Origin of the sequence: Nocardia sp. NPDC058497 (assembly GCF_042720195.1) — a bacterium.
Lineage (GTDB): Bacteria > Actinomycetota > Actinomycetes > Mycobacteriales > Mycobacteriaceae > Nocardia.
On record NZ_JBHXMY010000159.1, the window covers coordinates 1 to 11,191 of the forward strand.

9 protein-coding genes and 1 pseudogene are annotated in these 11,191 nt (G+C 70.0%); 5 read left to right on the top strand and 5 right to left on the bottom strand.

Annotated features, from left to right (window positions below; translation table 11 throughout):
• Together ACFWPJ_RS13485 and ACFWPJ_RS13490 are read left to right on the top strand one after the other, a co-directional pair.
• The coding region (locus ACFWPJ_RS13485) for a protein kinase (RefSeq protein WP_378850678.1) at window positions 1-1,585 on the top strand (1,585 nt) is incomplete at its 5' end.
• A 4-nt stretch (window positions 1,586-1,589) separates the two neighbouring features.
• A complete protein-coding gene (locus ACFWPJ_RS13490; protein ID WP_378850681.1) occupies window positions 1,590-3,698 on the top strand; it encodes a protein kinase in 2,109 nt (702 codons plus the stop codon).
• On the opposite strand, the gene ACFWPJ_RS13495 is transcribed toward ACFWPJ_RS13490, so the two are convergent.
• Entirely contained in the window at window positions 3,695-4,531 is an 837-nt protein-coding gene (locus tag ACFWPJ_RS13495; protein ID WP_378850684.1) for a GNAT family N-acetyltransferase, read from the bottom strand. The two genes, ACFWPJ_RS13490 and ACFWPJ_RS13495, sit on opposite strands and share 4 nt — an antisense overlap.
• A gap of 53 nt (window positions 4,532-4,584) precedes the next feature.
• The gene (locus ACFWPJ_RS13500; RefSeq protein WP_378850687.1) at window positions 4,585-4,872 is read right to left on the bottom strand and encodes a hypothetical protein; all 288 of its coding nucleotides are present in this window, start codon (window positions 4,870-4,872) and stop codon (window positions 4,585-4,587) included.
• A 275-nt stretch (window positions 4,873-5,147) separates the two neighbouring features.
• Between ACFWPJ_RS13500 and ACFWPJ_RS13505 the strand changes: the two genes are divergently transcribed.
• A complete protein-coding gene (locus tag ACFWPJ_RS13505) occupies window positions 5,148-5,786 on the top strand; it encodes a hypothetical protein (RefSeq protein WP_378850689.1) in 639 nt (212 codons plus the stop codon).
• Between the two features lie 51 nt (window positions 5,787-5,837).
• Here ACFWPJ_RS13505 and ACFWPJ_RS13510 read toward each other — a convergent pair.
• Window positions 5,838-6,965, bottom strand: a pseudogene (locus ACFWPJ_RS13510) (acyl-CoA dehydrogenase family protein).
• Between the two features lie 9 nt (window positions 6,966-6,974).
• Window positions 6,975-8,147 (bottom strand): acyl-CoA dehydrogenase family protein, encoded by a 1,173-nt coding sequence (locus ACFWPJ_RS13515; protein WP_378850692.1) that lies wholly within the window; start codon window positions 8,145-8,147, stop codon window positions 6,975-6,977.
• A 187-nt stretch (window positions 8,148-8,334) separates the two neighbouring features.
• Here ACFWPJ_RS13515 and ACFWPJ_RS13520 point away from each other — a divergent pair, with 187 nt between their 5' ends.
• Entirely contained in the window at window positions 8,335-9,003 is a 669-nt protein-coding gene (locus ACFWPJ_RS13520; RefSeq protein ID WP_378850695.1) for a hypothetical protein, read from the top strand.
• A 402-nt stretch (window positions 9,004-9,405) separates the two neighbouring features.
• On the opposite strand, the gene ACFWPJ_RS13525 is transcribed toward ACFWPJ_RS13520, so the two are convergent.
• The gene (locus tag ACFWPJ_RS13525) at window positions 9,406-10,320 is read right to left on the bottom strand and encodes an SMP-30/gluconolactonase/LRE family protein (RefSeq protein ID WP_378850697.1); all 915 of its coding nucleotides are present in this window, start codon (window positions 10,318-10,320) and stop codon (window positions 9,406-9,408) included.
• A 178-nt stretch (window positions 10,321-10,498) separates the two neighbouring features.
• On the opposite strand from ACFWPJ_RS13525, the gene ACFWPJ_RS13530 reads away from it, so the two are divergent.
• Window positions 10,499-11,098 (top strand): alpha/beta hydrolase, encoded by a 600-nt coding sequence (locus tag ACFWPJ_RS13530; protein ID WP_378850700.1) that lies wholly within the window; start codon window positions 10,499-10,501, stop codon window positions 11,096-11,098.
• Window positions 11,099-11,191: the final 93 nt, after the last annotated feature.

The window sequence follows — 11,191 nt, forward strand, 5'->3', positions numbered from 1 at the left end:
GCCGTTCATCGACGGTATCGACGCCGCGTCGGTGGACCCGCAGACACTGCCGCCCGCTCGCGCGCTGCAGATCGTGCAGGAGACCGCCGACGCGCTCGACTACGCGCACGGCATGGGTGTGCTGCACCGCGACGTGAAGCCGGCCAACATCCTGCTCGCGCGTTCCGGCGCGGGCCGCGGTGAACGGGTCTATCTCACCGACTTCGGCATCGCCCGATTGCGTGACGACACCGGTCATCTCACCCAGACCGGCACGTTCACCGCGACCCTGGCCTACGCCTCCCCCGAGCAGCTCACCGGTGCGTCGCTGGATCACCGCTCCGATCAGTACTCGCTGGCCTGCACCCTGTTCTGGCTGTTCACCGGGTCGGGGCCGTTCACGGCGACCAATCCCGCCGCGGTCATCCAGGGGCATCTGCAGCAACCGCCGCCGCCGCTGAGCAGCGTGCGGCCCGGCCTGTCCTATGCCCTCGACGCGGTGCTGGCCAAGGCCATGGCGAAGCGGCCCGACGACCGGTTCGACTCCTGCTCGGATTTCGCGAACGCCGCGATCGCCGCGCTGAACAATCCGAGCGCGCCCGCGATGCCGATCGTCGGCCAGCGTCCGACCACGGGCGGGGCGATCCCGGTGACCGGTGGTCCGCGCCCGACCACCGGCGGTGCGATCCCGCAGACTGGGTCGCCGTATCCCCTTGCCGCGCAAGGTCCGATGACCGGTGGACCGATGGGTACCGCGACGCAGGGTCCGATGACCGGCGGGCCGATGGGCACCGTGGGCCCGATGACCGGCGGCGCCATGGGCACCGCGACGCAAGGCCCGATGACCGGCGGCCCGATGGCCAACCAGGCGTCGCCGCTGACCGGCGGTGCGGCGACGCGGAATCCGTACGGCCAGCAGTCCCGGCCGCAGTATCCGACGCCGCCTGCCCCGCCGCGACCGCCGACGGGCGGGGGTTTCGGTCAGTACCCTCCGCGGCCGCCGTCGAAGTCGAACACCGGCCTGATCGTCGGCATCGTCGTCGCCGTCGTCCTGGTGCTCGCGCTGCTGATCGGCATCGGGGTCGCGGCCAGCGGCGATGATTCCGGCGGCGGCTCCACCACCACGACGACCTCGGTGGCGGCGGGCAAGCACGTCACCCCGGACGCCGACGCCATCAGCGCCGAGTTCGGCCGGATGGTGCCCGCCAACACCGACGGCGAAACCGGCTACAACGGCGCTACCTGCTGGGAGACCGACACCGGCTACACCCCCTCGCCCAACGACGGCGACCCCGACTTCGGCGCGTGGGTCTGGCAGTGGCGCTGCTACGACGGTGGCGGCAGCGACGATCCGTTCTACCGGTTCTACGTCTACAACTCGGCGGCCGATGCGCAGGCCGTGATCGACGGGCTGCCCGCCAACACCAAGTCGGTCGACACCAACGGCGGCAAGCAGTACACCAACTACAAGTACACCGACAACGGGAACAAGATCATCACCCAGTTCACCGGCGACCCGGACCGCGCCCAGTTCCTGATGTTCACCGACGCCTACGGCACGGCCGACGAGGTGCTGCGCTGGTGGCGCTCGGCACCGCTGAACTGAGCGAATGATCGACGAGGGCGGCGTTTTCGCCGGGTACACCATCGAGCGGCTGCTCGGCCGCGGCGGCATGGGCTCGGTGTATCTGGCGCGTCATCCGCGGCTGCCCCGGCGCACCGCGATGAAGCTGCTGAACCGGGAACTGTTCTTCGACACCGAGATCAGGGCCAGGTTCGAGCGCGAGGCCGACCTGGTCGCGCAGCTCGAGCATCCGAATATCGTCACCGTGTACGACCGCGGCGTCGAGGACGACCAGCTGTGGATCTCGATGCGCTACATCGACGGCGCCGACGCGGCCTCGCTCTCGGCCCCCGTCGATCCGGCGCGGGCGGTGCGCATCGTCGCCGAGACGGCGGCGGCATTGGACTTCGCGCACAGCAGGGGCGTGCTGCACCGCGATGTGAAACCGGCCAACATCCTGCTCGAGCCGGTCGACGGCGGCGAACGCGTCTACCTCACCGACTTCGGCATCGCCCGCCTGCACAACGACAACGCCGCCAAACTCACCCAGACCGGAACCTTCACCGCCACCCTCGCTTTCGCCTCCCCGGAGCAGCTGTCCGGCATCGCGCTCGACGGCCGCGCCGACCAGTACTCCCTGGCCTGCACCCTGTTCCGCCTGCTCACCGGGACCACCCCGTTCGAGGCGGCCAACCCGGTCGCGGTGATCCAGGGCCATCTCCAGCAGCCACCCCCGCCCGCGAGCACCCTGCGGCCCGACCTCCCGCCCGCGCTCGACGCGGTGCTGGCACGTGGCATGGCCAAGCGGCCGGACGAGCGGTTCGGATCGTGCGCCGAATTCGCCGCGGCCGCGGGGCAGGCACTGACCGATCCGACGGCCGCACAGTCGTTCCCCGCGTCAGCGCAGACCAGAACGTATCCGCCGAACTCGCCCTACACACCAGCACCCGGCTATCCGGTCGCCGGGATGACCCCGTTCACCGGCTCGGATGCGGCGTCCGGACCAAACGCGTGGCCCGCCGCCGGCCTGCCGTCGTTGCCCGGCGCACAACAGCCGTCATCACCTGGCATGCAACAACCTTCATGGCCGGGCGCTCAGCAGTCGCCGTCGCCCGGCATGCAACAGCCGCCATCGCCTGGCGTGCAGCAGCCATCACCGCCCGGCATGCAGCAGACGCCGTGGCCAGGCACGCAACAGCCTTCATGGCCCGGCGCCCAGCAGCCGTCATCGCCAGGCACGCAACAGCCTTCATCGCCCGGCGCTCAGCAGGCATCGGCACCCGGCGCCCCGCCGGTGTCGTGGCAAGGGAGCGCGCCGCAGCATTCCTGGCCGGGAGCCGGTGCGCAGCACGGAGCTTGGCGGGCCGGTGGCACGCCGAATGCGCTGGCCGAGCGGCCGCGTGACGCATCGGCCTCCCGTGGCGACGGCGAGCGATCGAAGGTCGCCCAGGACTATCTCGGTCCGAAGCGGGACTCCCGCTGGCAGGCGTCACCGGTGGGCTGGGCCGCCATGATCATTTTGTTCGGGCTGGTTGCCTGGTTGGTCGTGAGTCAGCTGACCGGTCCCGACGACACCACCTCGTCGGGCTCCCCGACCACGACCGAGTCGGCGTCGCGCACAGCCACTTCCGTCGCCCAGCGCACGACGTCGAGCGCCTCGCCGACGACCAGCGATCGCAAGGTCATCGGGGCGAACGCTGCCCAACTCAGCGACCAGTTCCCGCGCATGCTGCCGCACACCTCCGCGAGCAACCTGGTCCACGCCGGTTCGGGCCTGGGCAATGCGGGCTGCTTCGCCTACGACCGCGCCACCGCGAGCCGCGACACCACCGATGCCGATATGGGCGACTGGCTGGTCATGTGGCACTGCTTCGGCGGCGGCAACAAGGCGATCTACGAGTTCTTCCTCTATCCCTCCGCCGACCAGGCACAGCAGGCTGTCGCCGCGTTGCCCGCCCATGATGTCCGCGCCACGACGCACAACGGTCACGCCTATACGAACTTCGTTCTGCACGACAGCCGGCCGAAGTCGCCGCGCATGGTCACCCGGTTCGACGCCGACCCGGACCGCGCGGCCATGCTCATGTACAGCCGCGGGTTCATCGCCGACGAGGCGCAGATGCTCGAGTGGTGGCACACCGCGCCGCTGACCTAACCCGCGGCGGTCAGCGTGTAGCAGACGAAGTCGCGCACGGGCTCGTATCCGATCGCCTGGTAGATCTTGTTCGACGTCGGATTGGCCAGGTCGGTGAACAGGCAGGCGTCGGCACCCTCGGCCCGCACGACCCCGGAAACGGCGGCGGTCAGCGCACTGGCGAAGCCGTTGCCACGCAGTTGCGGAGGCGTGTAGACGGGCCCGATTCTGGCCCAGCCGAGGATCTCGGCGTTCCGGCCGACGAAGGTGGCAGGCACCCCGTCGTGCTCCCACAGCCACCAGAAACCGGCGTCGATCCGCCGCAGCGCGGCCTCCTCGTCGAACGGCCGCGACTCACCGATCTCGTCGCAGAAGGCCTCGATGAAGTCGCGGCAGACGTCGAGATCGTCCTCGGTGGCCGGACGGGGCTTGCCCACCGCCTCGGGAACGGACAGGGCTCCGAGCCGGAACAGGCGGGCCGAGAACAACTCCGCGTCGGCCCCACCCGTCACCCGCGACCGATACCGAGCGAAGGCAGCCGCGTCGGCCTGCACGCCTTCGACACTGGTCGGCGGCGTTTCCTCCGCCGAGAACGCATCGGCCACGGCCGAGATGCTGTGCGAAGGCAGCTCGCCGAGGTAGACCTTGCCGCCGAAGGCACTGGTGGCGACGCCGACGACCTGACCCGCGTCATCGCGCACCGTCAGGAATCGGGTCATCGCGCCGGCCGCCCGGCCGCCGAGCTCGTTGGCGACGGCGGTGGCGATCACCGTATTCCGCAAGGGGTCTCGACGAAGAAAGTTCTCGGCCTCGGCCAGGAAGCGGGCAGCGTCGCCGGTGATGTCGATACGCACAGCATCGACGGTAGGCCCCAGACGGGCCGATCGCACCTGAATTCCGCTGCTGCTCAGGTCTTCTCGAGCGCGTCCCGGTCGGTGCGCAGCTTCAGCAGGACGAGGCCCGCGGTGCAGGCCAGGATCAGGCCGGCGACGGTGATCTCCACATGCAGGCCGGCGATGCCGAGCCCGGCGCCGACGAGACCGCCGACGAAGAACAACCAGCCCATGACCCGCGCGGCGACCGCGACAGCGCGATTGCCCGGCGGGTTCGACAGTGCGTGCTGAAGATTTGCCGCTGCGGTCGAATCGCCGTTCGCCGCCGCGGGTTTCAGCCGGGGTGTCGAATAAGCTCCCATCAGATTCTCCTCGATGACGCCGATCAGATTCTTGCGTCGCGCAACCCTCGCGCGTCAATGGTGTCGTTCGGGCGTCTCATGCGTAACTTTGCTCACACACGCTACGACTCGGCGACGCCGATCGCGCGCGACACGTCCCCGCGACACGCTGACGAAATCAATCCGATATCTGAATCACAAATGTTTAAAAACTACTGATTCACCGGACCCGCACTGCCGAATCGCCGGTCCTGCACTACTGTGAGGCGACTCGAAGCCGACCAGGAGTGCACGCGATGGATGACAGCCCGACCAAGCTCGTAGGTCCGGCAATCGCTGTTGGCGCGGTGTCGCTCGGACTGATCGTCATCGGTGCGTGTGGTGTCGGGCAGCAGGACGTCTATGTTCCGCCGCCACCGCTGAACGCGAATCTGGCCGCCGCACCGAGCCGGATCGCCGAGGAGACTTCCTCGACGACCGTACGGATCTCGATCCCGCCCTCCCCCAGCTGGCGGATCGCACCGTATATGTCGCCGCGGAAACCGTTCAGCCTCAGCTCGACCGAGACCTCACCGTCGGAACCGCCGCCCGAGGGCGAGACGACGACCGAGTCCCAGCCCGCGGAGGCGACCACCGAATCGCGTCCGCCCGCGACCACCGCCGAGGACCAGTCCACGACGACTCCGCCGCGTAGCACCACCACCCCGCCGGAGCCGACGCGCACCACCCCGCCGCGAACCCGCCCGCCGGTGGACGACGAGGAAGCCGCCGAGACGGACTACCCGCCGACCCGCGCCCACGACCACACCACCCCACCGGCCGACACCGGCGCCACCCCGACACCGGGCGCGACCACCGGGTCGCCGACGACCGTCACCCCGACTACCACCAGCGCGATCCCGACGTCGGCCGCGACCACCGACGACGAGGGCTGACACAGCGATGGTGCGTACCCCGCCCGGGGCACGCACCATCACCGATCCGTCCTACAGCTCCGGCAGGTCGTAACTGCCGACGCGGTCGGCCAACACCCGCCGATGTTCCAGCGCGCCACCGAGCGTCTGCCCGATCGCGGTCAGCCGGGCGACATAGTGGCTCACCGGATATTCCGCGGTGACGCCGATGCCGCCGTGCATCTGGATCGCCTCGCGCCCGATGTGCTCGGCCGAGCGCCCGACCTGCAGCCGCGCCCGCGAGGCGACCACGGGATCGTTGCCGCCGTCGGCCAGCGCCGCCGTCGCGAACAGGCTGATGCTGCGGGCCAGTTCGAGCGAGACGTAGCAGTCCGAGGCCCGCTGGGTCAGCGTCTGGAACTTCGACAGCGTGACGCCGAACTACTTGCGGGTCTTGAGGTAGTCGGTGGTCAGGGTCAGCGCGATCTCCATCGCCCCCACCGATTCCGCGCACAGCGCCGCCTGCGCGTACCCCTGGACCAGCGCGATCTGCTCGGCCGCGTCGACGGTGTCGCCTAGCAGTTCGCCGGTGGCGCCGTCGAAGTCGAACTGCGCGCCGCGTCTGCCGTCGAAGGTCCGGTAGGCGCGCTTGGTCACCCCGGACCCGGCCGGGTCGACCAGGAACAGGCCGGTTCCGCCGCCGGGCAGCACGGCGCTGACGATCAGTTCGTCGGCGCAGTCACCGCGCAGCACCGGGTTCTTGACGCCGGTCAGCGTGTACCCGTCGCCCTGTTCGGTGGCGGCCGTGGTGATCTCGGTCGACGGCCAGCGCATGCCGGGCTCGGCGTGTGCGAAGGCCAGCAGCTTCTCGCCAGCGGCCAGCGCGGGCAGCAGGCGTCCGCGCTGTTCGGCGCTGCCGGTCAGCTTCAGCAGTTCGGCCGGGATCACGACCGCGTCGAGCACCGGTTCCGGGGCGAGCGCACGCCCGAGCTCCTCCTGCACCAGCATCGCCTCGACCGGGCCCGCGCCGACGCCGCCGTCGTCCTCGTCGATGGTCAGGCCGAGCACGCCCAGCTCGGCCAGCTGCTTCCACACCGTGCGGTTCCAGCCGGGGTCGGTCTCGCCGACCTTCGCGAGGGCTTCGCCGTCGTAGAACCGGTGCAGCAGTTCGCGCACGGTGTCGCGCAGCATCGTCTGTTCGTCGGTGAGTTCGAGATCCATGTCAGCGCCTCACAATCCGAGGATCGTGGAGGAAATGATCGAGCGCTGGACCTCGCTCGAGCCTCCGTAGATGGTGACCTTGCGGTAGTTCAGATAGCTGGGCCCGGTGTGCTGGGCCCAGGCGGGCGAGGCGATACCGTCGGCGTCGACGGGGAGCGCGTCGGCGCCGGCGATCTCGAGCAGCAGTTCGGTGGCCTGCTGCTGCAGCTCGGAGCCGCGCAGCTTCAATACCGAGGAGGCCGGGTTCGGCTTGCCGTCGGCGGAGTTGGAGACCACGCGCAGCTGGGTGAGTTCCAGGGCGAGCAGCTCGTTCTCCAGCTCGGCGACGCGGGCGGCGAACACCGGGTCCTCGAGCAGCGTGCCGTGCCCGGTCCTGGTCTGGCGCGCATAGTCTTTCGCGAGCCCGATCTTGACCTTGGTCTTGCCGACGCCGGTGATCGAGGTGCGCTCGTTGCCGAGCAGGAACTTGGCGTAGGTCCAGCCCTGGTTCTCCTCGCCGACCAGCTGATCGGCGGGCACCCGGACGTTCTCGAAGAAGACCTCGTTGACCTCGTAGCTGCCGTCGATCAGCTTGATCGGGCGCATGGTGACGCCGGGCGACTTCACGTCGAACAGCAGGAAGGAGATGCCCGCCTGCTTCTTCGGCGCGCTCGGATCGGTGCGGACGAGGCAGAAGATCCAGTCGGCGTACTGGCCGAGCGTGGTCCAGATCTTCTGGCCGTTGACGATGTAGGAGTCGCCGTCGCGGACCGCGGTGGTGCGCAGCGAGGCGAGGTCGGAGCCGGCGTCGGGCTCGGAGAAGCCCTGGCACCACCAGATGTCGAGCGCCGCGGTCGGCGGGAGGAAGCGCTGCTTGAGTTCCTCGGAACCGAACTGGGCGATGACCGGCCCGACCATCGAGGCGTTGAAGGTGAGCGGCTCGGGCACCGAGGCCAGCTGCATCTCGTCGAGCCACAGGTGACGCTGCATCGGCGTCCAGTCCTTGCCGCCCCAGGCCACCGGCCAGTTGGGCACGGCCAGACCGTGGTCGTTGAGGATCTTGTTCGCGGTGACGATGTCGTCGCGGGACAGCTCGTGGCCGTATTTGACGCGGTCGCGGATGTCGACCGGGATCTCGGTCTTGTAGAAATGCCGGAGCTCGTCGCGGAAGGCGACCTCTTCGGGGGAAAGGGCTAACTTCATCCGGGTCTCCCAGCGTCGTCGGTAGCCGTCGAGAAAAAACCTACCCCTGAGTAAACGCCAGTGTCGACTACATCACACTTGTCCACGCTCAGCCCTCGCGACGCACGCTCGGCGACCCGGTCGGCGAGCTGGTACGTTGCCAGACGAGCCGGGGAACCGGCGACGAGCATCCACCGAGGAGTCACGGGTGAACGGCAGATCCATCGCAGGCAGGGCAGCGGCGGTCACCGCGGCGAGCATCGGCGCGCTGGCACTGCTGGCCACGACCGCGAGTGCGGCCCCCACCCCGCTCGAAGACGGCATCGGCCACCTGACCCACCTCGCGGGCGAGGACGTCTCGGCGAAGGCGGGCGTCGGCGCGCTGGACAGCTTCACCAAGCTGGTCGACGCCGACACGCTGCGCGACATCTCGGCCCAGTTCGTCCCGTTCTCCTACGCGGCGCCGACTTTCGGCTGCGGCAGCAACGGCCCGATCACCACGATCATCGCCGCCGCCACCTTCGAGGGACCCGGCCCCCGCACCGAGACCAGCCTGGCGCCCGGTGACATCCGGTTCAGCGCCAGCCCGCGGCACACCGGTTTCGCGCTGGCGTCGGGCCTGAGCGTGGCCTGGGTGAACGTGAACACCGGCCAGAGCGGCATCGTCGCGCTCGACGACCAGACCGAATTCCAGCTGCCGTCGCTGTCGAAGACCGTGCACAGCGGCGCGGGCACCGTGATCGCCTCGATGTGGGGCACGATCGACTACCCGGGCGCCCGCTGCGTGATGACCCCGACCGTCGGCACTTTCGTCGTCCCCGACCTGCCGGTCCAAGCCACCGAAGCGCCCGCCGCACCGCCCGCCCCCGCACCGTAGGCCACCAGCCCCGGCTCGGGCGAGGCGTCCGCGGGTGCGCCGAAGTCGCAGGCTCCCGCACCGGAAACCGCCGCTCCGGCACCGGCTCCCGCGCCCGCCCCGGCGAACCCACCGTCGGCGCTCACCATCGGCGGCTGACGACGTCGGCCCGCGGCTTCCGGTCGAATCGACCGCGCAGGCGTCGCCCAGCTCGGCGACGCCACCAGCTAGGGCCTGTCTTGAAGTAGTGGACCGGCTACGCGCCCCCGCCCCACGAGCCGAGTCACCACCCGCGATCCAGTCGACCGCCGCGCGCAACGTTCACTCTCCCGCCGACCGGTCGAAATCGGGACCACCGGAGCGATTGGTGAATGCTCAGCGCATGCAGGCGTCGCGGGATCGGGTCACGCCCGCCGGATCGAGCTAGGCGCTCGGGCGGATGCGCAGGACGGTGCCTTCTTCGGATCCGGCCAGCAGGGCCGAGGAGTCGGCCGGATCGGCGACGACCGCGGTCAGCGGCTGGGTCGAGACGACGGTGCACGCGGCGCCGGACTTCGGGTCGACGCGGACGAGGTGGCCTGCCAGGGTGGTGACGTACAGTGCGCCGTCGCGGACGACCAGATCGTCGACGAAATCGGGCAGGGCGCCGAACGAGGTCAGGTCGGCGACGGTGGTGCTGTCGGCCGGGTTCGTGCGGGACAGGCGAAGGACCCGGCCTACCGGCGCGCCGTCGGTGGCGACGAAGTTGGCGGTGACGTAGACCGAATCACCGGATACCACAACACCGTTGGAGCCGTCGACCTTCACGGCGGCCCACCAGTCCATGTCCTCGCTGCCGTCGCGGCGCAGCCGGTGCAGGCCGTTGGCGGTCGTCACGTAGAGGTTGCCATCGGCGTCGAACGCGGCGCCGTTGGGCTGCGGGAAGCCGGTGGCGAAGGGGGTGGGCACCGGGTCGGCCGCCATCGGGTCGAAGCGGACGATCCCGCCCGAGCCGGCCAGCGGCGAATTGCCGGTGACGACATAGAGCAGCCCGTCGGGGCCAAGCCGGACCGCGCCGGGGGCCGCGACCGCGACCGTGGCGGTCAGCCTGCCTTCGCGGTCGTAGCGCTGCACCTCGCCGCGCATGACCCGCGCGACCCAGAGATTCCCTGCGGTGTCGAGGCCGAAGTTCTCCGACCAGTCCAGCAGCGGCACACTCGAGCGGATCGCGACATCCTGGCGCGCCTGCCCGCAGTTGGCGAGTGGGGCGGCGGCTGCCCGGCCGGTACCGAGCGAAGCGGTGGTCACGATGGCCGCGCCGACAGCAACGTGGGCGACGCAACGGCGGAACGACGACATGCAAGACCTCGACTCAGTTGACCCAGCTCGACGGGCGAAGTCTAACGGCTTCCCACGGGTAGTGGTGTGCCCACTCTGCCCAGCGAACCGCGTCGCCCACCCCGCATCGTGCACAGCAACGGTATCGCGCACCGGTTCTGTCGCACACGACAATTCGCCCGGCGGTCATAATCGGTACGTGCCTTACTTCGACAGCGCCCGTGGCAGGCTGCATTACCGGCGGTGGACCGTCGACGCGCCCGCCGCGACGCTGGTGCTGCTGCCGGGCACCGGCCAGCACAGCGGGCACTATCACCGTTTCGCCACCACGCTGGAACGGCTCGCGCGGATCGAGCTGTGGACACTGGACACCGCGGGTCAGGGCCTGAGCGAAGGCGATCCAGATGCGCCGGGCACCATCGACGAGCTCGCCGCCGACGCACGGGGACTGCTCGGCGAGGTCACAGCGGCGGCGCCGGTGCTGATGGGTCATTCGCTCGGCGCCGTCACCGCGCTCGCCGTCGCCGCCGAAAACCCCGGCGACCTGGGCGGACTCGTCCTCTGCGGCACGCCACGCCGCGCCACCGAGATCGCGCCGGACCCGCGTCTGCCGGTCCTCGCGGTGCACGGAGCCGACGACCGGCGGGCGCCCATCGATGTGATCCGGCTATGGACAGCGCGGCACGGATCGGTAGATTTGCGCGAGTACGCCGACGCCGGCCACGACCTGTTGCACGAACCGGTGCAACAGCGCGTGACAGCCGATATCGCCGAGTGGGTACTCGCCGCGGTGCGATGAACGACGAAGGGGGAACGGTGCAACCGAATCGAACGGGGCTGCCGAATACGGCGGCCCCCGGCCCCGCCGGGGACGATGGTGGGCGGTGGGTCT

Bases quoted from the DNA above. Each gene is read 5' to 3' on its own strand.
- ACFWPJ_RS13490 (WP_378850681.1), top strand. From the start codon at position 1,590: ATGATCGACGAGGGCGGCGTTTTCGCCGGGTACACCATCGAGCGGCTG.
- ACFWPJ_RS13500 (WP_378850687.1), bottom strand. From the start codon at position 4,872: ATGGGAGCTTATTCGACACCCCGGCTGAAACCCGCGGCGGCGAACGGC.
- ACFWPJ_RS13505 (WP_378850689.1), top strand. From the start codon at position 5,148: ATGGATGACAGCCCGACCAAGCTCGTAGGTCCGGCAATCGCTGTTGGC.
- ACFWPJ_RS13515 (WP_378850692.1), bottom strand. From the start codon at position 8,147: ATGAAGTTAGCCCTTTCCCCCGAAGAGGTCGCCTTCCGCGACGAGCTC.
- ACFWPJ_RS13525 (WP_378850697.1), bottom strand. From the start codon at position 10,320: ATGTCGTCGTTCCGCCGTTGCGTCGCCCACGTTGCTGTCGGCGCGGCC.